At 70.0% G+C, this 20,732-nt stretch carries 20 protein-coding genes and 1 pseudogene; 14 read left to right on the top strand and 7 right to left on the bottom strand.

Features of this window, described 5'->3' with window-relative positions; translation table 11 throughout:
- Nucleotides 1–8: 8 nt before the first annotated feature.
- A complete protein-coding gene (locus tag AWC03_RS23770) occupies nucleotides 9–1,811 on the bottom strand; it encodes an AMP-dependent synthetase/ligase (RefSeq protein WP_085243160.1) in 1,803 nt (600 codons plus the stop codon).
- Between the two features lie 164 nt (nucleotides 1,812–1,975).
- On the opposite strand from AWC03_RS23770, the gene AWC03_RS23775 reads away from it, so the two are divergent.
- The 5 genes from AWC03_RS23775 to AWC03_RS23795 all read left to right on the top strand — a co-directional run bounded on the left by AWC03_RS23775 (nucleotide 1,976) and on the right by AWC03_RS23795 (nucleotide 5,376).
- Nucleotides 1,976–2,365 carry a polyketide cyclase / dehydrase and lipid transport gene (locus AWC03_RS23775; RefSeq protein WP_085243197.1) on the top strand — a complete coding sequence of 130 codons (390 nt, stop codon included), beginning with the start codon at nucleotides 1,976–1,978 and terminating at the stop codon, nucleotides 2,363–2,365.
- Between the two features lie 112 nt (nucleotides 2,366–2,477).
- Nucleotides 2,478–2,912 carry an SRPBCC family protein gene (locus tag AWC03_RS23780; RefSeq protein WP_085243161.1) on the top strand — a complete coding sequence of 145 codons (435 nt, stop codon included), beginning with the start codon at nucleotides 2,478–2,480 and terminating at the stop codon, nucleotides 2,910–2,912.
- A complete protein-coding gene (locus tag AWC03_RS23785; RefSeq protein WP_090423317.1) occupies nucleotides 2,909–4,177 on the top strand; it encodes an ArsA family ATPase in 1,269 nt (422 codons plus the stop codon). The genes AWC03_RS23780 and AWC03_RS23785 overlap by 4 nt, the downstream gene beginning before the upstream one ends.
- Nucleotides 4,174–4,554, top strand: a complete 381-nt coding sequence (locus tag AWC03_RS23790) for a hypothetical protein (protein ID WP_085243162.1) — start codon at nucleotides 4,174–4,176, stop codon at nucleotides 4,552–4,554. The genes AWC03_RS23785 and AWC03_RS23790 overlap by 4 nt, the downstream gene beginning before the upstream one ends.
- Before the next feature lie 84 nt (nucleotides 4,555–4,638).
- Nucleotides 4,639–5,376: a lysophospholipid acyltransferase family protein gene (locus tag AWC03_RS23795; protein WP_085243163.1), complete on the top strand. Its 738-nt coding sequence runs from the start codon at nucleotides 4,639–4,641 to the stop codon at nucleotides 5,374–5,376.
- Nucleotides 5,377–5,389: 13 nt separating this feature from the next.
- Here the strand turns inward: AWC03_RS23795 and AWC03_RS23800 are convergent, their stop codons facing one another.
- Nucleotides 5,390–6,685, bottom strand: coding sequence for a glycosyltransferase 87 family protein (locus AWC03_RS23800; protein WP_085243164.1), 1,296 nt, complete (start codon nucleotides 6,683–6,685; stop codon nucleotides 5,390–5,392).
- Nucleotides 6,686–6,793: 108 nt separating this feature from the next.
- Here AWC03_RS23800 and AWC03_RS23805 point away from each other — a divergent pair, with 108 nt between their 5' ends.
- The 3 genes from AWC03_RS23805 (at nucleotide 6,794) to AWC03_RS23815 (ending at nucleotide 9,765) form a co-directional block, all read left to right on the top strand.
- Nucleotides 6,794–7,660: a hypothetical protein gene (locus tag AWC03_RS23805; protein WP_208859478.1), complete on the top strand. Its 867-nt coding sequence runs from the start codon at nucleotides 6,794–6,796 to the stop codon at nucleotides 7,658–7,660.
- A 137-nt stretch (nucleotides 7,661–7,797) separates the two neighbouring features.
- Entirely contained in the window at nucleotides 7,798–8,316 is a 519-nt protein-coding gene (locus tag AWC03_RS23810) for a polyadenylate-specific 3'-exoribonuclease AS (RefSeq protein WP_085243166.1), read from the top strand.
- A gap of 60 nt (nucleotides 8,317–8,376) precedes the next feature.
- Entirely contained in the window at nucleotides 8,377–9,765 is a 1,389-nt protein-coding gene (locus AWC03_RS23815; protein WP_085243167.1) for a class II 3-deoxy-7-phosphoheptulonate synthase, read from the top strand.
- A 35-nt stretch (nucleotides 9,766–9,800) separates the two neighbouring features.
- Here AWC03_RS23815 and AWC03_RS23820 read toward each other — a convergent pair.
- A pseudogene (locus AWC03_RS23820) lies at nucleotides 9,801–11,012 on the bottom strand (protein kinase domain-containing protein); the annotation flags it as partial.
- 161 nt (nucleotides 11,013–11,173) lie between these two features.
- On the opposite strand from AWC03_RS23820, the gene AWC03_RS23825 reads away from it, so the two are divergent.
- A complete protein-coding gene (locus AWC03_RS23825; RefSeq protein WP_085243169.1) occupies nucleotides 11,174–11,578 on the top strand; it encodes an Rv2175c family DNA-binding protein in 405 nt (134 codons plus the stop codon).
- Here AWC03_RS23825 and AWC03_RS23830 read toward each other — a convergent pair.
- Complete coding sequence (locus AWC03_RS23830; protein WP_085243170.1) at nucleotides 11,572–13,134, bottom strand: alpha-(1->6)-mannopyranosyltransferase A; 1,563 nt, start codon at nucleotides 13,132–13,134, stop codon at nucleotides 11,572–11,574. The two genes, AWC03_RS23825 and AWC03_RS23830, sit on opposite strands and share 7 nt — an antisense overlap.
- 4 nt (nucleotides 13,135–13,138) lie before the next feature.
- Nucleotides 13,139–14,188, bottom strand: coding sequence for a bifunctional (2E,6E)-farnesyl/geranyl diphosphate synthase (gene idsA2 / locus AWC03_RS23835; RefSeq protein ID WP_085243171.1), 1,050 nt, complete (start codon nucleotides 14,186–14,188; stop codon nucleotides 13,139–13,141).
- A 280-nt stretch (nucleotides 14,189–14,468) separates the two neighbouring features.
- Here idsA2 and AWC03_RS23840 point away from each other — a divergent pair, with 280 nt between their 5' ends.
- Entirely contained in the window at nucleotides 14,469–15,362 is an 894-nt protein-coding gene (locus AWC03_RS23840; protein ID WP_085243172.1) for a mycobacterial-type methylenetetrahydrofolate reductase, read from the top strand.
- Nucleotides 15,363–15,385: 23 nt separating this feature from the next.
- Here AWC03_RS23840 and lppM read toward each other — a convergent pair whose 3' ends face one another.
- Nucleotides 15,386–16,033, bottom strand: coding sequence for a lipoprotein LppM (gene lppM / locus AWC03_RS23845; protein WP_085243199.1), 648 nt, complete (start codon nucleotides 16,031–16,033; stop codon nucleotides 15,386–15,388).
- A 140-nt stretch (nucleotides 16,034–16,173) separates the two neighbouring features.
- Nucleotides 16,174–16,791, bottom strand: a complete 618-nt coding sequence (locus AWC03_RS23850; RefSeq protein ID WP_085243173.1) for a GNAT family N-acetyltransferase — start codon at nucleotides 16,789–16,791, stop codon at nucleotides 16,174–16,176.
- A 331-nt stretch (nucleotides 16,792–17,122) separates the two neighbouring features.
- Between AWC03_RS23850 and AWC03_RS23855 the strand changes: the two genes are divergently transcribed.
- From AWC03_RS23855 to ftsL, 4 genes are all read left to right on the top strand, one after another.
- Nucleotides 17,123–17,527: a DUF3040 domain-containing protein gene (locus AWC03_RS23855; protein ID WP_085243174.1), complete on the top strand. Its 405-nt coding sequence runs from the start codon at nucleotides 17,123–17,125 to the stop codon at nucleotides 17,525–17,527.
- A gap of 421 nt (nucleotides 17,528–17,948) precedes the next feature.
- The gene (gene mraZ / locus AWC03_RS23860; RefSeq protein ID WP_007170790.1) at nucleotides 17,949–18,380 is read left to right on the top strand and encodes a division/cell wall cluster transcriptional repressor MraZ; all 432 of its coding nucleotides are present in this window, start codon (nucleotides 17,949–17,951) and stop codon (nucleotides 18,378–18,380) included.
- The gene (gene rsmH / locus AWC03_RS23865; protein ID WP_167542730.1) at nucleotides 18,355–19,545 is read left to right on the top strand and encodes a 16S rRNA (cytosine(1402)-N(4))-methyltransferase RsmH; all 1,191 of its coding nucleotides are present in this window, start codon (nucleotides 18,355–18,357) and stop codon (nucleotides 19,543–19,545) included. The genes mraZ and rsmH overlap by 26 nt, the downstream gene beginning before the upstream one ends.
- Nucleotides 19,542–20,723, top strand: coding sequence for a cell division protein FtsL (gene ftsL, locus AWC03_RS23870; RefSeq protein ID WP_085243176.1), 1,182 nt, complete (start codon nucleotides 19,542–19,544; stop codon nucleotides 20,721–20,723). Before rsmH ends, ftsL begins: the two co-directional genes overlap by 4 nt.
- Nucleotides 20,724–20,732 lie beyond the last annotated feature (9 nt).

Here is a 20,732-nt window from a genome sequence, read left to right on the forward strand (position 1 = left end):
GCCGGCCGCTACTCCTTCTCGTAGATCGAGTCGATGTCGGAGGCGAACTTCTCGGCGACCACGTTGCGCTTGACCTTCATCGTCGGCGTCAGCTCACCGGTGTCCTCGGTGAAGTCCACCGGCAAGATGCGGAACTTGCGGATCGACTCGGCGTGCGACACCGCCTGGTTGGCGTGCTTGACCGCCGCGTCCACCTCGGCGACCAGGTCCGGGTCGGTGGCCAGGTCGGCCACCGAAGCGCCGGCCGCCTTGTGGTTGCGTTCCTTCCAGGCGACGAACGCCTCCGGGTCGATGGTGATCAGCGCGCCGATGAACGGCTTGGCGTCGCCCACCACCATGGCCTGGCTGATCAGCGCGTGCCCCCGCAGCTGGTCCTCGAGCACGGCCGGGGCGACGTTCTTGCCGCCCGCGGTCACGATGATCTCCTTCTTGCGACCGGTGATCTTCAGGAAGCCGTCCTCGTCGAGCGCTCCGAGATCACCGGTCTTGAACCAGCCGTCGGTGAACGCGTCGTCGGTGGCCTGCTGGTTGTGCCAGTAGCCGCTGAACACCACGCCGCCGCGCACCAGCAGCTCACCGTCCTCGGCGATGCGCATGCTGTTGCCCGGCAACAACGTTCCGACCGTGCCGATCCTGACGTTGCCGACCTGGTTGACGGTGATGGCCGAGCTGGTCTCCGTCAGGCCGTAGCCCTCGTGGATGGTCAGGCCGACGCCCCGGTAGAAATGGCCCAGCCGCGCGCCGAGCGGGGCGCCGCCCGAAACCGACGCGTGGCATTCGCCGCCCAGCGCGGCGCGCAGCTTGTGGTACACCAGCCGGTCGAACAGCGCGTGCTTGGCGCGCAGCACCAGCCCCGCCCGTCCGCGGTCCTGGGCCTGGCTCCAGTCGACCGCGGTTTGCACGGCGGCCGCGAAGATCCGCCCCTTGCCGTCGTTGACCGCGTTCTGCTCGGCGGTGTTGTAGACCTTTTCGAACACCCGCGGCACCGACACCACCACCGTCGGCTTGAACACGGCGAACATCGGCAGCAGATTCTTGATGTCGCTGGTGAACCCGACGGTCACCTTGTTGGCGAACGCCGACAGCGTCAGCGAACGCGCCAGCACATGGGCCAGCGGCAGGAAGATCAGCAGCCGCTGCCCCTCGTCGAGCAGCGTGGGCAGGCATTCCTTGGCGCCCCGGGTCTCGTACAGCAGGTTGGAATGGGTGAGCTGGCAGCCCTTGGGGCGTCCGGTGGTTCCCGAGGTGTAGATGAGCGTCGCCGGGTCGGCGGAGCGCAGCGCCTCCTGGCGGGCGGTGAGTTCGGCGGGTTCGACCGACGCCCCGGCCTCGGCGAGCTGATCGAGCGCCTTGGGGCCCGAGCCGTCGATGTGCAGCACCCGGCGCAGGGCGGGCAGCTCGGTGGTGAGTTCGGTGACCATCGCGGCGTGGGCGTCGGTTTCGGCGAAGGCCAACACCGCCTCGGAGTCCTGCAGCACCCAGCGCACCTGCTCGGCCGACGAGGTCTCGTAGATCGGTACGGTGACCGCGCCGACGGACAGGATCGCCAGGTCGATGATCGCCCACTCGTAGCGGGTGGCCGAGAAGATCGACACCCGGTCGCCGGCCTGCACCCCGAGTGCGATCAGGCCGAGCGCCGCGGAGCGCACCTGTTCGGCGACCTCCGCGCAGGTGACGTCGGTCCACACGCCGTCGACCTGACGCCGGAAGATGACGAAGCTGGGGTCCTCGCGCTCGTGTTCGAAGACCATGGCCGCGATATTGTCGTGCTCGCCGATGGAAAAGCGGGCGGGGACACTGTACTCACGCACTCTTGCTGACCTCGTTTTGGCTTGGTGACGGTCCCGGGGGACGGCTTGTTGTGGTCCAGCCTAATCCGCGCATTCGTGCAGGAACGGTGGCACTCTGCCGCTCGGGGCCGGAAATCCCGCCGCCCTCGGCGCGGCCGACCCGATAGATATGTGAAGCTGAGGTGGTGAACAGCATCCAGATCGCGGACGAGACGTTCGTGGCCGCCGACGGCGCGCGGGTCGGTGCCGCGGTCGCCGATCCGTCCCGCTGGCGTCGCTGGTGGCCGGACCTGCGGTTGCGGGTCATCGAGGATCGCGCCGACAAGGGCATCCGGTGGTCGGTCACCGGGGCGCTGACCGGCACCATGGAAATCTGGCTGGAGCCGTCGCTGGACGGGGTGGTGCTGCACTATTTCCTGCACGCCGAACCGACGGGCGTGGCGGCCTGGCAGCTGGCCAAGCTCAATCTGGCGAAAATGACACACCGCCGTCGGGTGGCGGGCAAGAAAATGGCCTTCGAGGTCAAGACGACACTGGAACGGACACGTCCGGTCGGAGTTTCTCCGGTAGTTTAGCCGGGTCAGGTTTGCGGGGAGAGTACCGTTTCGGACCGAAGGCCCGGGGGTTGGACCCGCACGGTAGTTTCCCCCCGGCGTCGACCGCCGGCGGCAGAGAGGGCAGCACCAGGTGGCGGAGAAGACGTCGCAGACCATCTACATCGACGCCGACCCGAGCACGGTGATGGGCGTCATCGCGGACATCGATTCCTATCCTGAGTGGATCTCGGAATACCGCGAGGCCGAGGTGCAGGAGACGGACGCCGACGGCTACCCGAAAGTCGCGCGGGTGGTGCTGGACGCCGCCGTCCTCAAGGACACGCTGGTCATGTCCTACCAGTGGCCCAAGGACCGGCGATCGGTCAGTTGGACGCTGGTCTCCAGTTCGCTGCTGCGTTCCCTGGAAGGCACATACCGCTTGGCGCCCAAGGGATCTGGCACAGAGGTCACCTACGAGCTCACGGTCGATCTCGCCGTCCCGATGATCGGCTTGCTCAAGCGCAAGGCCGAGCGCCGGTTGACCGACACCGCGCTGAAGGATCTGAAGAAACGAGTCGAGGGCTGAGTGAGTCCGGCCAGTCGCGGGCTCCCACCCCGGCCCGGATCAGTCTCTTCGTTGGCAAGGGCGGGGTAGGCAAGTCCACGCTGGCATGTGCCACGGCGGTCAGCGCCGCGAGCGCGGGGCTGCGGGTGCTGGTGGTGTCCACCGACCAGGCGCACTCACTCGGGGACGTGCTCGGCCTGCCCATCCCGCCGAGCCAGGGTGATCTGGTTCGGGTCCTCGCCGATGACGAGCAGGCCGGCGGTGGCTTTCTCGACGCGCTGGCGCTGGACACATTGGCCCTGCTCGAGGCCCGCTGGCGCCACGTGGTGGACACGTTGGATCGGCGGTTCCCCGATTCCGAGCTGAGTACCATTGCGCCCGAAGAACTTTCGGCACTGCCCGGCGTTCAGGAGGTGCTCGGGCTGCACGCCGTCGGCGAGCTGGCCGTGTCCGGGCGCTGGGACAGCGTCGTCGTCGACTGCGCCTCGACCGCGGACGCGCTGCGGATGCTGACCCTGCCCGCCACCTTCGCCCTCTACGTCGAGCGCGCCTGGCCGCGTCATCGCCGGCTGTCGGTCAGCGCCGACGACGCGCGGTCGGCGGCGGTGGTGGAACTGCTCGAGCGCATCAGCGCCAGCGTCGAGGGCCTGGGCGCCCTGCTGACCGACGGCGAATTGGTCAGCGCGCATTTGGTGTTGACGCCGGAGCGGGTGGTCGCGGCCGAAGCGGCCCGCACGCTGGGCTCGCTGGCGTTGATGGGTGTGCGCGTCGAGGAACTGATCGTCAACCAGGTGCTGGCCGAAGACGAGTCCTACGAATACCGCAACCTGCCGGAACACCCCGCGTTCTACTGGTACGCCGAACGCATCTCCGAACAGCGTGGCGTTCTCGACGAACTCGACGCCACCATCGGTGAGGTGGCCCTGGTGATGACTCCGCACCTGTCCGGGGAGCCGATCGGCCCCAAGGCGCTGGGCGCGTTGCTGGACAGCGCGCGCCGCCGGGGCGGGACGGCCCCGCCCGGACCGCTGCGGCCGACGGTGGACCTGGAATCCGGCACGGGACTTGGCTCCATTTACCGGATGCGGCTAGCGTTGCCGCAACTCGATCCGTCAGGGCTGACGCTGGGGCGCGTCGACGACGACCTCATCATCAGCGTGGGCGGATTGCGGCGCAGGGTCCGGTTGGCGTCCGTACTCCGGCGGTGCACGGTGCTCGACGCGCACCTGCGGGGTACCGAGCTGACCGTACGTTTTCGACCAGATCCGGAGGTGTGGCCTAAGTGAGTGGGGCTCATCCCGAAGTCGGTCCGGAGTTGCGCCGGCTCGCCCAGGCGATCCTGGACGGGATCGACCCGGCGATGCGGGCGGCCGCCGCGCTGACGGCGGGCCGGGGCGTCGGGACCGGCAAATGTCAGCAGGTGTGGTGCCCGGTGTGTGCGCTGGCCGCGTTGGCGACCGGTGATCAGCACCCGCTGATCACCGTGATCGCCGACCACAGCATCGCGTTGCTCGAGGTGGTGCGCGCCATGCTCGACGACATCGACGGTGCGGCGAAACCCCCTCCCGACGGTCCCCCGGGCGACGGCGCCCCCGCGCCGGAGGCGCCGGACGCCGCGACCAGGACCCGCTATCAGCCCATCCCGGTCACCGTCGAGGAATGACCGTCCCGCGCCGAAGGTGGTCCCGTGCGGATGCGGTGGGTACAGTTGGCGCAGAACACCGGCGGGCGGGCGAGAGGGAGGGCCATGTGGTACTGGCTATTCAAGTACGTACTCCTCGGCCCGTTGCTATACTTCCTCGGTCGGCCAAAAGTTGAAGGCCAGGAACACATTCCGAGTTCCGGCCCGGCGATCCTGGCCAGTAATCACCTGGCGGTGATGGACAGCTTCTATCTGCCGTTGGTGGTGCGTCGCCGGATCACCTTCCTGGCGAAGTCGGAATACTTCACCGGGACCGGCTTGAAGGGCTGGTTCCAGCGCTGGTTTTTCACCGCCGTCGGCCAGGTGCCGATCGACCGGACCGATGCCGACAGCGCGCAGGCGGCGCTGACCACCGCCGAACGGCTGCTGTCGGCGGGCAAGTTGTTGGGGATGTACCCCGAAGGCACCCGCTCTCCGGACGGCCGGCTGTACAAGGGCAAGACCGGGCTGGCGCGGCTGGCGCTGCACACCGGGGTGCCGGTGATTCCGGTGGCGATGGTCGGCACGAACGTGGTCAATCCGCCCGGGACCAACATGTTGCGCTTCGGGCGGGTCACCGTCCGCTTCGGCAAGCCGATGGACTTCTCCCGCTTCGAGGGGCTGGCCGGCAACCGCTTCATCGAGCGGGCCGTCACCGACGAGGTGATCTACGAGCTGATGGAGCTTTCCGGGCAGGAGTACGTGGACATCTACGCCGCCAGCCTCAAGGAGAACCGCAACGGCTCGAACGGTCAGGGATCGACCAGCGAGGCCGCGCGGATTCCCGAAACCGCCGCCGGCTGATCCGCGGCGTCGACTAGCCGATCGCAGTCGCCGGCGTCAAGTGCTGCGGCGCCGAATCCCGCGAGGGGTTGCGGGCGGTGACTGTCAGCCCCGCCGCGACGAGAACCGCCAGCGCCCACCACACGTAGGACATCCCGGCGAGCTGGCGCCACCAGACCGCCGTCGTCTCGTGATGCTTGGGCAGCAGGTCGATCGGCGACCATCTCATCAGCGCCACCCCCGCGGCGCCGACCACGGCCAGCGCCGCGTTGCGCCGCCGCCAGGCCAGCACGGCCAGCACCACGACGGTCGGCAGCCCCCATACCCAGTGGTGTGACCACGAGACCGGCGAGACCACCAACCCGAACAGCGCGACGCACACGACGGCCAGCACGGGCTCGTCGGCCCGCAGCACCCTGCGCATCGTCCATACCGTCAGCGCGAGCACGAGCAGCGAGGCCGCCACCCACAGCAGGGAGCGCGGCTGCTCAGCGAGCCCGAGCCGGGCCAGCGCCCCGGCGATGTTCTGATCGGTGTTCAGAGCCGCCTCGCCGATTCGATCGGTGTGCGCCAGGGTGTGCGTCCAGTACTCCCACGAATCGCTCCACGCGAGAACGAAACCCACCGCCGTCGCACCCACGAACGACGCAAGCGCTGTCAGCGCCGCCCGGTTGTCGCGGCGGAGCAGGAAGTACAGCAGGAACACCGCCGGCGTGAGTTTGAGCGCTATCCCCACACCCAGCAGCAGGCCCCGCGGCCACCGGGTACGGCGTGGCACGCAGTCGGCGATCACCAGCGTCATCAGCACGACGTTGATCTGGCCGAAGGCGAAGTTCGAGGTGACCGGTTCCAGCCAGGTCGTCGCCGCGAGGCTGATGACGACGGCCAGCCACCAGCGGCGCAGCCACGCCGGTCCGGGCAGCGCGGTGGAGGCGGCCCAGACGTCGAGGCGGGTCAGCACGATCACCGTCGAGACGACCAGCAGCACCAACGTCAACGCCGTGATCGCGACGCTGGCGGCCGGCATCTGCAGCCAGGCGAACGGGCAGAACACGATTGCCGCCAGCGGGGGATAGGTGAACGGCAGATTGAGCCCGATCGGTGTGTGGAACAACACATCGCCGCGGTACAGCGAATGCCCGTGCATCCAGGCCTGCGCGCCCATCTGATACACGTCGATGTCGATGCGATACGGCGTGTGCCCGAACAGTTGCCAGACCACATAGCCCAGGCCCGCCGCCGCCAGCAGCCAAAGACCGCACCACAACAGGATTTGCCCGGGGCCCGGTCTGCCTGCGAAGCCCACGCCGGGCGCCCGCCATCTACTCATGTCGCATAACAGCGTAATCGGTCTGCGCGCGTGGCACGCGGCCCAGCGCGGCTCACGCGGCGTCGACGCGCACAGGCGTACGTTTCAAGAGTGCTCCACTGGTTCGTGCTGCGGGTGACCCGTTGGTTCGCACACGACATCCTCGACGGCGGCCGGTTGCCACTGCTGTGCTGCCTGTTGGCGTTCATCATGACCTTTTTCGTCACCCGCACGTTCGTGCGCTTCATCCGGCACCGGGCCGCCACCGGGCGCGCGACCAGGTGGTGGCACCCGCGCAACGTGCACATCGGCGGCGTGCACATCCACCACGTGACCTTCGGTGTGGTCCTGGTGCTGCTCTCCGGGTTGACCCTGGTCACCCTGTCCATCGACGGGCACGAACCCGAATTCACTTTGTCGGCAATCTTTTTCGGGATCGGCGCCGCCCTGGTGCTCGACGAGTACGCGCTGATCCTGCACCTGTCCGACGTCTACTGGGAAGAGGACGGGCGCACATCGGTGGACGCGGTGTTCGCCGCGGCGGGAGTAGCCGGCCTGTTGATCATGGGACTGCACCCGCTGATGTTCTTCCTTCCGATATGGGAAGGCGCCGACTCCTGGCCGCTGCGGGCCGCGGTGGCCGGCGCGCTGGTGCTGACGCTGCCGCTGGCCGTGGTGGTGGTGCTCAAGGGCAAGGTGTGGACCGGTCTGCTCGGGATGTTCATCGTCGTCCTGCTGGTGATCGGCGCCGTCCGGTTGTCCCGGCCCCACGCGCCGTGGGCCCGCTGGCGATACACCAGGCAGCCGGAGAAGATGCGCCGCGCGCTGCAGCGGGAACGCAGGCTGCGCCGCCCGGTCGTGCGGGCCAAGCTGTGGGTCCAGTGCGCGATCGCCGGGACCCCCGGCCTGCCCGACGAACGCGCGGTCGACGCCCAACTCGACCACGACGTGCACGCCGCGCCGCCGCCGACGGAGCCCATCCTGATCGCCCGGTAGCCCGATGCGCGTTGGCGTGCTGATGGGCCACTCCTCACTCGCGCCGTTCCGGCGCTCGCCGTCGCCGGCCGTGCTGATGGGCCACTCCTCACTCGCGCCGTTCCGGCGCTCGCCGTCGCCGGCCGTAGGCTGGCCGGGTGCGGTACTTCTACGACACCGAATTCATCGAGGACGGCCGCACCATCGAGTTGATCTCCATCGGCGTGGTCGCCGAGGATGGCCGCGAATACTACGCGGTCTCCACGGAATTCGATCCTGAGCGCGCCGGGGGCTGGGTGCGCGCCAACGTGCTGCCCAAGCTGCCGTCCCCGGCGTCGCAGCTGTGGCGTTCGCGCAGGCAGATCCGCCTGGACCTGGAGGACTTCTTCGACGTCCAGGGCGGCGACCCCATCGAACTGTGGGCGTGGATCGGCGCCTACGACCACGTGGCGCTGTGCCAGCTGTGGGGCACCATGCCCGAGCTGCCGCGGGCGCTGCCCCGCTTCACCCGGGACCTGCGGCAACTGTGGGAGGACCGGGGGTGCCCGCCGATGCCGCCGCGGTCGCGCGATGCCCACGACGCGCTGGTCGACGCCCGCGACCAGCTGCGGCGGTTCCGGCTGATCACCTCGGTCGAGGCAACCGGAGGCGATCGGAACGGGGGAGCGCCGGGCTGAGGCCGCCCGAACGACGTTCGCGCTGATCAGTCACCATCGCGCCCCGGTTACCATGGACCGATGAACTGGACCGTCGACATTCCGATCGACCAGCTGCCGTCGCTGCCCCCGCTGCCGGCCGACCTGCGGGCGCGTCTCGACGCGGCGCTGGCCAAGCCGGCCGCCCAGCAGCCCAGCTGGCCCGCCGAACAGGCGACGGCCATGCGCACCGTCCTCGAGAGCGTGCCGCCGGTGACGGTCCCCTCCGAGATCGTCCGCCTGCAGGAACAGCTGGCCCAGGTCGCCAAGGGTGAGGCGTTCCTGCTGCAGGGCGGTGACTGCGCGGAGACGTTCACCGACAACACCGAACCCCACATCCGGGGCAACATCCGCGCCCTGCTGCAGATGGCCGTGGTGTTGACCTACGGCGCCAGCATGCCGGTCGTCAAGGTGGCCCGCATCGCCGGCCAGTACGCCAAGCCGCGCTCGGCCGACATCGACGCCCTGGGGTTGCGGTCCTACCGCGGGGACATGATCAACGGCTTCGCCCCGGATGCCGCCGCGCGCGAGCACGACCCCTCGCGGCTGGTGCGCGCCTACGCCAACGCCAGTGCGGCGATGAACCTGGTGCGCGCGCTGACGTCCTCGGGGCTGGCGTCGCTGCACCTGGTCCACGACTGGAACCGGGAATTCGTCCGGACGTCGCCCGCCGGCGCGCGCTACGAGGCGCTGGCCACCGAGATCGACCGGGCTCTGCGCTTCATGAGCGCCTGCGGCGTGGCCGACCGCAACCTGCAGACCGCCGAAATCTACGCCAGCCATGAGGCTTTGGTGCTCGACTACGAGCGGGCCATGCTGCGGCTGTCGGAGAGCGAGGACGGGGAGCCGCAGCTGTTCGACCTGTCGGCGCACGCCGTCTGGATCGGCGAGCGCACCCGCCAGCTCGACGGCGCCCACATCGCGTTCGCTGAGGTCATCGCCAACCCGATCGGCGTGAAGATCGGCCCGACGATGACCCCGGAACTGGCCGTCGAATACGTGGAACGCCTTGACCCGCACAACAAGCCCGGCCGGTTGACGTTGGTGAGCCGGATGGGCAACCACAAGGTCCGCGACCTGCTGCCCCCGATCGTCGAGAAGGTCCAGGCCACCGGCCACCAGGTGATCTGGCAGTGCGACCCCATGCACGGCAACACCCACGAGTCGTCCAACGGCTACAAGACCCGGCACTTCGACCGCGTCGTCGACGAGGTGCAGGGTTTCTTCGAGGTGCACCGCGCGCTGGGCACCCACCCGGGCGGCATCCACGTCGAGATCACCGGCGAGAACGTCACGGAATGCCTCGGTGGCGCGCAAGACATCTCGGACCTTGACCTGGCCGGGCGCTACGAGACCGCGTGCGACCCGCGGCTGAACACCCAGCAGTCGCTGGAGCTGGCGTTCCTGGTCGCCGAGATGCTGCGCGACTGAGTTCCTCCAACGGTGTTCGCCGGGCCCTGCCCGGCCACCAGACCGTTCAGGTTGTTCCCGATCGTCCACGCCGCGGTGGCGACCAACCCGGTCAGCGCCATCACCAGCGCCACCCAGATCAGCACCATGCGCCGGCCGTGCTGCCGGGCGAACACGAATTCACTGATCGGGATGCCCGCGAATTCCCCTGCGACAGGCTGGTATTCGTAGTCGTCGGGCTCGTCGTCGGACCGTGGGTGGCGCTCAGGCTCCGACCAGTCCCCGGCGCCGCGGGTCAACTGGCGGGTGGGTTGGCGAATCGGTGCGGCCGCGGGGGGCGGGGGCTGTTGCGGCGTCTCCGGGCGCCGGCTCATGCCGCCGGGCTGCAGGGCCGCCGAGCGGTGTTGCGCCGAGTTGCGCGGTGCCGGCACCCGAAAGTCCGGCAGCGCAAGCTCTTCCGCGATCGCGTCGAGTTCGGCGCCCATCTCGATCGCGTCGGCGTACCGGTCGGCGGGGTCGCGCGCGGTCGCGCGCTCCACGAACTCGTCGAACTGTGCGGGCACGCCGTCGATCTGGGTGCTGGGCGGCGGCACGTCGGTGTCCAGGCGCTGGTAGGCGATCGACAGCGCCGAGTCGCCGGTGAACGGGGTGCGCCCGGTGAGCAGCTCGTAGGTGAGGATCCCGGCGGAGTAGACGTCGCCGCGGGGACTGGCGTCACCGTGACGCACCTGCTCGGGCGAGAGGTAGGCCGCCGTCCCTAAAATCACGCTGGTGGAGGTGATTCCGGCGGCCGCCACGGCGCGGACCAAGCCGAAGTCGGCGATCTTCACGTCGCCGTCGTCGGAGATCAGCACGTTCTCCGGCTTGACGTCGCGGTGGACCAGACCGGCCCGGTGCGCCGCGGCCAGGCCGCCCAGCACCGGGCGCAGCACCGCGGCCACGGCGTAGGGCGGCATCGGCCCCCGCTCGGCCAGCAGCTCGCGCAGCGTGCCGCCCTCGATGAGCTCCATCACCAGGAAGGGGTGACGGGCGTCCAAGCCCTGGTCGTAGACGGCGACCAGGCCCGGGTCCTTGAGCCGGGCGACGGTGCGGGCCTCGCGCTGAAACCGGGTCAGGAACTGGTCGTCGCCCGCGTAGCGGGTATCCATCACCTTCACCGCCACCGGGCGGTCGAGCCGGGTGTCGAGGCCGCGGTACACCGTCGACGTTCCGCCGCTGGCGATCCTGGACTGCAGCAGGTAACGGCCATCCAGCAACGCGCCCTCCAGGGGGTCTCCCGTCGCGGCCCGGGCCCGGCGGGGATGCGGGCCGGGACGCCCCGAGGCAGCGCCGGGGGATTCAGCTTCGGCCACGGGGCCATCGTAGGTGCGGCCCCCCGCCGGGCGGAAAACGCCGGTTCGATCCGCGTGGCAAGGCCTACACTGGCGCCGTGAGCAGCATTCCTGCCGGCGACGACGTTTTGGATCCCGACGAGCCAACCTACGACCTGCCGCGGGTCGCCGAATTGCTCAGGATTTCGGTCAGCAAGGTGCAGCAGCAACTCCGCGAGGGTCACCTGGTCGGGGTGAAGCGGGACGGCGGCGTGGTGGTGCCGCAGGTGTTCTTCACCAAGTCCGGTGAGGTGGTCAAGAGCTTGCCGGGTCTGTTGACGATCCTGCACGACGGCGGCTACCACGAAACCGAGATCGTGCGATGGTTGTTCACCCCCGACCCCTCGCTGACGATCACCCACGACGGCAGCCGGGACGCCATCAGCAACGCCCGCCCCGTCGACGCCCTGCACGCGCACCAGGCCCGGGAAGTGGTGCGTCGGGCGCAGGCCATGGCCTACTGAGCGGCGACTTCGCCCGTTGTCGCCTCGTCGCACCCGTTGGCGGTCCGCCGGTCGGGGGCACGGTAGAGGCTGTACCAGGCGATCAGCGCGCAGGCAGTGGCCAGCGAGACGTGCAGCCACGAGTACATCCCGTGCGAGCCGTCCGGCTTGAAGATCACCATCACCCATGTCGACAGGCCGGCGATGACCGCGATCGCCCGCCGTGACTGCGCGAGCGGGGCCGCCACCGCCAACGGCCAGGAGTAGTACCACGGCAAGGCCGCGGGGACGAACAGCACCACGACCAGCATGGAGACCGCGATGCCGGTCAGCGCGTCGCGGTCGTCACGCCGGAACCGCCACCACGACAGCGGCAGCGACACCGCGATGATCGCGATCCCGATGAACCGGGTGATGCGCAGCAGCGGGTAGAAGTGCACCGCGAACACGCCGCTGAACAGGGCGTGGATGAGGTTGGCGGCCGCGGTCGGCACGGTGAGCCAGTTGATGATCTTCACCGAACCGGCCAGCGCCGTCAGCCACCCCAGGCCCACGTGCGCCACGACCGACAGGATGCCGAACACGACGGCGAAGATCAGCAGCGACACCGCGGTGGCCGACACGAACGCCCAGGCCGGCCGGTACCCGCGGCGGGCACACAGATGCCGCGTCCACACCCAGACCATGAACGGCAGGGCGATGCCGGCGGTGGCCTTGACCGCGATCGCCACGGTGATCAGCGCCGTGCCCAGGACGTGCCGGCCGGCGAAACTGAGCGCGATGCCGGCGGCCATCAGTCCCACCATCAGCATCTCGTTGTGCACCCCGCCCATCAGGTGGATGAGCACCAGCGGGTTGAGGACACAGATCCACAACGCCGTCGGCCCGTCGGTGCCCAGGTGGCGGGTCAATCGCGGGGTGGCCCAGATCAGCAGTGCCAGCCCCGGCAGCATGCACAGCCGCAGCAGCGCCGTCCCGGCCACCACGTTGTTGCCGACGGCCATGGTGACGAACTTCGCCACCAAGATGAACGCCGGGCCATAGGGGGCCGTGGTGATCGTCCAGATCGGACTGACGTTGTCCAGCAGGCTGTTCGGGTTGGCGACCGGCCCCACCGCATAGGGATCGAGGCCGTCGCGGAGCAGCGCGCCCTGCGCCAGATACGAATAGGTGTCCCGGCTGAACACCGGCACCGACAGCAGCAACGGCGCCAGCCAGAAGCCCGTGGTGGCCTTCATCGTGAACTCGGTCATCTCGCCGGCCAGGACGCGCCGGCCCAACCCCAGCCAGGCGATCAGCATGAGGCCGACACCCGTCCACAGGACCACCGACGACAGCACCAGCCCGTGGCCGAATCGCAGCCACGACATGTGGATCGACTCCAGCAGCGGGTCGTGTTGGCGGATGCTGCCCGCGCCCAGGCCGCCCAGGCTGATCAACAGCGAACCGAGCATGCCGAGCTTGGCCGGCCGGGACTGCTCGGCGGCGGCGAACGCGCGCAGCTGCGAAATCCGCCCGCCACCCGTCGGTTCCGTGGCCGGGGTATCGGACGGGGGGACGTGCGTCGGGGTCGTCATCGGCTCAGGCGGACCGGTCGGTGGCCATTCGGGCCAAATCGGTCAGCGCCGCTTTGGCCGTCGGGTCGATGGGCGCGGCGGCCAACGTGGCCAGCGCCCGCCGGGTCAGCTCGGCGATGCGCCGCTCGGCCGCGGCCAGGGCGCCCACCGACTCGATGACCGCGCGCAGCCGGTCCACCTCCGCATCGCTCAGCTGCCCCCCGATGGAATCGCGTAACAGCTTGGCGCCCAACGGGTCCGACTCGTCCGCCAGCTCCAGCGCCTCGGCCAGCAGCACGGTGCGCTTGCCCGACCGCAGATCGTCACCCGACGGCTTGCCGGTCACGTCCGGGTCCCCGAACACCCCCAGCACGTCGTCACGCAGCTGGAACGCCACCCCGAGGTCCGTCCCGAACCGGCCGAAGACGTCCTGCACGTCGGGTCGGTCGGCGGCGGCGGCCGACCCCAACTGCAGCGGTCGCGACACCGTGTAACAGGCGGTCTTGTAGGTGTCGACGTTCATCGCCGACGCGATCGACTCGGCGGCGCTGGCTTCGGCGACGATGTCCAGGTATTGACCGCCCAGCACCTCGGTGCGGATGTCGGCCCACACCCGCTGGACACGCCGCGCCGCCTCGGGGGACAGGTCGGCGCGAAAGACGATGTCGTCGGCCCAGGACAGCGCGAGGTCGCCGAGCAGGATGGCGGCTGAGATGCCGAACCGCTCCGGCGAGCCGCGCCACCGCCGGTCGCGGTGCAGCTCGGCGAACTTGACATGAGCCGTCGGGCGGCCGCGGCGGGTGGAGGAGTCGTCGATCACGTCGTCGTGCACCAGCGCGCAGGCGTGCAGCAACTCCAGCGCGGAAAACAGCAGCAGCACTTCGGAAGTGGGCTCTTCGGTCGCTACCGCGCGCCAGCCCCAGTAGGCGAAGGCGGGCCGCAGCCGTTTGCCCCCGTTGAGCACGAAATCCTCGAGGGCGGCGACCAAGACCTCGTAGTCGCTGCCGATGTGGGCCGTGTCGGCGCGCCGGTCGTGCAGATACCGCCGCAGTCGATCGGTGATGGCGCCGGTCAACTCGACGGTTGCCGCTGCTGCTGGGGCTTTCGGGCTCAGCGCGGCGCCCCTTTCTCGACGTGGCTCGGTGTGTGGCAGGCCCGACCAGTGTATTCGGCGCGGCACCGGAGGTCTTTCCCACACGGCGAGCGCGGGACGCCGCGATTGCTTCGACTGCCTCACTATTCCGCCGGAAGGGGGCGTTACCCCCACGCCTATGCTGGCGGAGGTGTCGGGGCCGTCCGCTGCTGTGCGGCCGGAGACGCCCCAAGCCGCAAGTCGTCGGATGGAGAGAAGCCGCGTGACACTCAACACCATTGCGCTCGAGCTGGTGCCGCCCAACGCCGATGAAGGCCGGGAGCGGGCGCTCGAAGACGCGCGAAAGGTGGTGCAGTTCTCGGCGGAATACGGTCTGACCGGCCGGCTCCGGCACGTGATGATTCCGGGCATCATCGCCGAGGACGACGACCGTCCGATAGCGATGAAACCCAAGCTGGACGTGCTGGACTTCTGGTCGATCGTCAAGCCCGAGCTGGCGGGGATGCACGGTCTGTGCACGCAGGTCACCGCATTCTCCGACGAGCCGACATTGCGCAAGCGGCTCACCGAGCTGCGCGAGGCCGGGATGGAGGGCGTGGTCTTCGTCGGCGTGCCGCGCACCATGAACGACGGCGAGGGCTCCGGCGTCGCGCCGACCGATGCCCTGTCGATCTATCGCGAGCTGGTGCCCAACCGCGGCGTGATCCTGATCCCCACCCGCGAGGGGGAACACGGCCGGTTCAACTTCAAGTGCGATCAGGGCGCCACCTACGGGATGACCCAGCTGTTGTACTCCGACGCGATCGTCGGATTCCTGCGCGACTTCGCCCAGAGCACCGATCACCGGCCGGAGATCCTGCTGTCGTTCGGCTTCGTCCCGAAGATGGAGAGCCGGGTCGGCCTGATCAACTGGCTGATTCAGGACCCGGGCAACGCGGCGGTGGCCGCCGAGCAGGAGTTCGTCAGGCGATTGGCCGGCAGCGAACCGCCGCAGAAGCGCCGCCTCATGGTCGACCTGTACAAAAGCGTGATCGACGGCGTCGCCGAGCTGGGCTTCCCGCTGAGCATCCACCTCGAGGCGACCTACGGGGTGTCGGCGCCCGCCTTCCAGACGTTCGCGGAGATGCTGGCGTACTGGTCACCCGCGCAGGTCTAGCAAGGCTAGAAGGTCTAGCAGCGCTAGCTGGGCGGCTGGTCGCGGGGTGCGGTCACCCGCGGCGAGCGGTCGCGGTTCATCCAGGCCAGCAGCGCGACGACGCCGGCGGCGGCGAAGGAGGCGATGCCCAGCCACACGCCCGCCCCGGTGAAGGAGCGCGTGTTCGGGTCGGTGTAGCGGGCCTGGGCGGTCATGGCGCTCACGACGCCGGGTTTGAGCTTCCAGGACACCACCGTGGACTCGACCCGGTCGCCGTTGGTCGAGGTCACCACGCCGGGGAAGGCGACGGTCAGCTCGACGTCGGCTTCGGGATCGGTGAGCGAGGTGAGGTCGGCGCGGCCCTCGAGGATCACCAGGTTGCCGTTTCGGCGCAGCGACAGGTTGACGCCCTGGGCGTCGGAGTTCATGTTGGCCAGCTGCGGCAACTCGGCGAAGGTCAGGTCGGAGAACACCGCCTGTGACCCCACGTAACCGTCGCTGTCGTAGTTCGACACCGCCACCTTCTGGCTGAACGGCAGGTTGTTGCTGTCGAGCTGGGGGCCGGTGTCCTTGGGCGTCTTGGGCTTAGCGGCGGCGACGATCTCGCCCGAGACCAGGTCGTCGGGCGAAACGGTGAGCGACGCCCTGACCCGCAGGCAGCCCGTGGCGAGCGGCACCAGCATGAGCAGCATCGCGATGGCCACCAGGCGGCGCCGCCGCGTGGTGAATCCGCGGGGCCGGGGCGGGGCAGGGGTGGCGCGCACCAGGTCATCGTGCCAGATGAGGCGTGCCGCCTCGGCGGGTCCGCCCGGGCGCGCCCGGCGGCCGGCGGTCACAGCGGCAGCTTGCGGCCCAGGATCGCGAAGGCCCGCGGGTCACCGGCGAAGTGGTAACGGCGGATGACGTCGGTGAACCCCAGGCGTCGATACAACCGCCAGGCCCGGTTCGGCTCGCCGTTGGTCTCCGGCGTGGACAGCAGCACGTTCTCCTCGGCCCGACCCTCGAGCAGCCGGCGGGCCAGCGCCTCACCGAGGCCGCGGCCCTGCGCGCGCGGATGGATGTGCAGCTCGGTCAGCTCGAAGTAGCTGTTCATCAGGCCGGCGATCTCCTGGGGCGGCCGGCCGCCGCGTTGCAGGCCGAGGATGACCTGCTGCTGCCACCACTGCCCGGGCGCCCCGGGGTAGCCGTAGGCGACGCCGAGCAACGGCGCGTTGCTCAGTTCGGCGGCGGGCGGGATCGGCGCGTCCGCGCCGTCGGCCGGCACGGCTGCTTCGGTCTCCACGACGCCCACGCCGCGCCACCCGGGCCGGCGGATGTGCTCGAGCCACATGGCGGCACGCTGGTTTTCGGTGCCCCGCGGGTACCGCATCGCGTCGACGTACACCTTGAGGGCGTCGCCGAGACGGCGCTCCATGTCCGTGGGCGGGAGATCGATGAGGAAGATCGCCAACTCGCGGTGTCCTCCTCGTCTTGTGCCCGTGTCCCATGCCCGTGTGTCCGGCCGCTCAGCCCGCCCTCGCCACCGCCATTATCGGACCCGGGGAAGGCCGGTTGGCGAGCGGTCGCGGCAACGAACCCGCGGACCGTCCCGGTCGGGGAAGCCGGTTGTAGCGCACGGCCGTTCCGGCTCGGATGAGGGCCCGGGCGCGGCGGGGATAGAATCGCCACCGAACCAGTGGTATGGCGCAGACTGACCTCGTATCATTTCAATTAGTTGCCCGCGCAACGGGCATCCGCGTGCTATCGATAGTTACGCGCCAACTGTCGGCAAGGAGGGACGAATGCCACTCTCCGATCATGAGCAGCGGATGCTCGATCAGATCGAGAGCGCTCTCTACGCCGAAGATCCCAAATTCGTGTCGAGCGTCCGCGGCGGAGGGTTCCGTGCACCCAGCGCGCGCCGCCGCCTGCAGGGCGCGGCGTTGTTCGTTATCGGCCTGGCGATGCTGGTTTCCGGCGTGGCCTTCAAGGCGACCATGATCGGGAACTTCCCGATTCTCAGCGTCTTCGGATTCATCGTGATGTTCGGCGGCGTGGTGTTTGCCATCACCGGTCCCCGGCTCTCCGGCCGGCCCGACCACCCCGGCTCGGCGCCCGGGTCGTCGCGCCAGCGCCGCAGCAAGGGTGGCGGAGGCTCGTTCACGAGCCGCATGGAGGACCGCTTCCGCCGCCGCTTCGACAACTAGCGGCATCGCCGACGCATCGGGGTAGCCATCGGCTACCCCGTTTTCATGCGCGTACCGGCCCGGTGCCGCCATCGTCGCAGACGCACCCCGACGGGCCCGCGATCGCCGAACCGACGATGCCGTTTCGACGCCGAACCGAGCCCTAACCGAGCTTCGGGCCAGGACGTGCGCCCCACCGGCCCCCACCGACGCCCCCCACTACGCCCCACTTGCCCTTCCTCGGCGCCCTGAACTGCGGCTTTCTCTCGCCCGGCGGGGAGGCCCACGTACCCGTCGACGCCACGACCTGCTGGCCTGAGCGGGTCCGGGTGGCGGATAACTCGGAAAACCGCGCCACGACACCCCAACAATGGGGCGAAGTGGGGGATTGTGGGGTATGGTGGCTGCAGTGTTTGGGTGACCCCGAGCGGGAGGTGAGCTGGTGTTTCTCGGCACCTACACGCCCAAACTCGACGACAAGGGGCGGCTGACGCTGCCCGCCAAGTTCCGCGACGCGCTGGCAGGGGGGTTGATGGTCACCAAGAGCCAAGACCACAGCCTCGCCGTCTACCCGCGGGGCGAATTCGAGCAGCTCGCGCGCCGGGCGAGCAAGGCCTCGCGCAGCAATCCCGACGCCCGTGCATTCCTGCGCAACCTCGCCGCCGGCACGGACGAGCAGCACCCCGACGCGCAGGGGCGCATCACGTTGTCGGCCGACCACCGCCGCTACGCGAACCTCTCCAAGGACTGCGTGGTGATCGGGGCGGTCGACTACCTGGAGATCTGGGATGCGCAAGCGTGGCAGGACTACCAGCAGACTCACGAAGAGAACTTCTCCGCGGCCAGCGATGAAGCACTCGGCGACATCATCTGAGGCGCGTGCCCGTGCAACGTGGCCTCTGCCCGAACCGACCCTGGCGTACTTCCCCAACGCCAGGTTCGTGCCTTCGGACAGGGACCTCGATGCAGGGGTGCGGGCCCTCCGGGTCGCCGAGCGGTCAGGGGCGTCCCGCCCGACCCGGGAAGGTGTTGCCGTGGTTGACGATTCAGCGGACTTCGGACATGTGCCCGTCCTGCTGCACCGCTGCGTCGAACTGCTCACCCCGGCGCTGACCCGGCACCACGCCGACGGTTCGGGCGCGGTCCTCCTCGACGCCACCCTCGGCGCGGGCGGGCACGCCGAGCGATTCCTCACCGACCTGCCGGGGTTGCGGCTGATCGGACTGGACCGCGACCCGAGCGCGCTGGACATCGCCCGGGCCCGGCTGGCGCCATTCGCCGACCGGGTCACGCTGGTGCACACCCGCTACGACGGCCTCGCGGCGGCTCTGACCGAATCCGGCTACGGCACCGCCGAATCGGTCGACGGGATGCTGTTCGACCTCGGTGTGTCGTCCATGCAGCTCGACCGCGCCGAGCGCGGCTTCGCCTACGCTCAGGACGCACCGCTGGACATGCGGATGGATCCGCGGTCACCGTTGACGGCGGCCGACATCGTCAACACCTACGACGAAGCGGCGCTGGCGGACATCCTGCACCGCTACGGCGAGGAGCGGTTCGCGCGCCGCATCGCCGCGCAGATCGTGCGCCGGCGCGCCCGCACCCCCTTCACGTCGACCGCGGAGCTGGTAGCCCTGCTCTACCAAGCGATTCCGGCCCCGGCCCGGCGCACCGGGGGGCATCCGGCCAAGCGGACCTTCCAGGCCCTGCGGATCGCGGTCAACGACGAGCTGGACTCGCTGCGCAGCGCGATCCCCGCCGGGCTGGAGGCGCTCAGGGTCGGCGGGCGCATGGTGGTGCTGGCCTACCAGTCGCTGGAAGACCGGATCGTCAAACGCCTGTTCGCCGATGCGGTCGCCTCCCGCACACCGGTGGACCTGCCGGTCGAACTGCCCGGCCACGAGCCGCGGTTCCGGTCGCTGACGCACGGCGCCGAACGTGCGGATGCCGATGAGGTGGAACGCAATCCGCGCAGCGCCGCGGTACGACTACGCGCTGTCGAACGGGTCCAGCAGGCAACCGGGAAGGGCCACGCATGAAAGCAAAGCGCGAAACGCCGAATCGCCGCGGCGGACGCGACGGTTCCGCCCGGCGCAGCGGGCGGTCGACGGCCGATCCCGGCGCGGCCCGCCGCACCCGGCCCGGGCGTAGCTCGGCGCCCACCCGCGAGAGCCGCGCACCCAAGTCCGGGCCGCACACCAGTCCCATCGCCCGGCCGGTAGAGCGGCCCGCGCGGCCCAAAAACACCAGTCAGGCCAAGGCGCGAGCCAAGGCGCGGAAAGCCAAGGCGCCCAAAGTCGTTCGTCCTCGCCTCAGTGAGCGTCTGGCGGCCCGGCTGGCCGCGATCGATCTGCGCCCCCGCACCCTGGCGAGCAAGGTCCCGTTCGTCGTGTTGGTCATCGGCGCGCTCGGCCTCGGGCTGGGCCTGACGCTGTGGTTGTCGACGGACTCCGCCGAGCGTTCCTACAAGTTGAGCCACGCTCGCGAGAAGACCCGGCTGCTGCAGCAGCAGAAGGAGGCGCTGGAACGCGATGTGCGCGAGGCGGAATCCGCGCCGGCACTGGCGGAGGCGGCCCGCAAGCTGGGGATGATCCCGACCCGGGACACCGCGCACCTGGTGCAGGACCCGTCCGGGAACTGGGTCGTGGTGGGCACACCGAAGCCGGCCGACGGCGTGCCGCCGCCACCGTTGAACAGCAAGCTGCCCGAACAGGGTCCGCCGCAACCCCCGGCGCCGCCGGCGCCGCCGGCGGAGGTCCCGGTCCGCGTGCAACCCGACCCCGCGGGCGCCCCGCCCGCGCGGTCCGGGCCCGAGGCGCTGTTGCGCGCACCGGACGGAGCGTCGACGCTGGGCGGGCAGCACCTGGCGCCCGCGAGTCCCCAGCTGCCGGGCATGCCGCCCGCGCCGGTACCCGGTGCGCTGCCCGCGCCGGGTGTGCCGGTGCCGGGACTGCCCGCGCCGGCGGCGGGCCCCGCCCTCGCGCCGGTGCCCGCCGAGGTGCCGATCCCGTTGGCCGGCCTGCCCGTTCCGCCGCCCGGGCAGGTGCCCGCGCCGCTACCCGCTGAGGTTCCGGTGCCCGTGCAGCGGGGGACGGCGCCGGCGGTTCCCCAGGCGATCGCCCCCGTCGTTCCCCAGGGGATTGCCCCCGCCGCCCCGGTGCTCGTGCCGGCGCCCGTGGCGCCGGGACCCGTTGTGATGCCGGGTGCGCCCCGGTGAGCCGCGGCG

Source organism: Mycobacterium europaeum, from assembly GCF_002102155.1.
In the GTDB taxonomy this organism is placed as follows: domain Bacteria; phylum Actinomycetota; class Actinomycetes; order Mycobacteriales; family Mycobacteriaceae; genus Mycobacterium; species Mycobacterium europaeum.

What these genes read in the sequence shown, in the direction of transcription:
- AWC03_RS23795 (WP_085243163.1), top strand. Translation starts at nt 4,639, where the DNA reads ATGTGGTACTGGCTATTCAAGTACGTACTCCTCGGCCCGTTGCTATAC.
- AWC03_RS23800 (WP_085243164.1), bottom strand. Translation starts at nt 6,685, where the DNA reads ATGAGTAGATGGCGGGCGCCCGGCGTGGGCTTCGCAGGCAGACCGGGC.
- AWC03_RS23815 (WP_085243167.1), top strand. Translation starts at nt 8,377, where the DNA reads ATGAACTGGACCGTCGACATTCCGATCGACCAGCTGCCGTCGCTGCCC.
- AWC03_RS23830 (WP_085243170.1), bottom strand. Translation starts at nt 13,134, where the DNA reads ATGACGACCCCGACGCACGTCCCCCCGTCCGATACCCCGGCCACGGAA.
- lppM (WP_085243199.1), bottom strand. Translation starts at nt 16,033, where the DNA reads ATGCTGCTCATGCTGGTGCCGCTCGCCACGGGCTGCCTGCGGGTCAGG.
- AWC03_RS23855 (WP_085243174.1), top strand. Translation starts at nt 17,123, where the DNA reads ATGCCACTCTCCGATCATGAGCAGCGGATGCTCGATCAGATCGAGAGC.
- rsmH (WP_167542730.1), top strand. Translation starts at nt 18,355, where the DNA reads ATGAAGCACTCGGCGACATCATCTGAGGCGCGTGCCCGTGCAACGTGG.
- ftsL (WP_085243176.1), top strand. Translation starts at nt 19,542, where the DNA reads ATGAAAGCAAAGCGCGAAACGCCGAATCGCCGCGGCGGACGCGACGGT.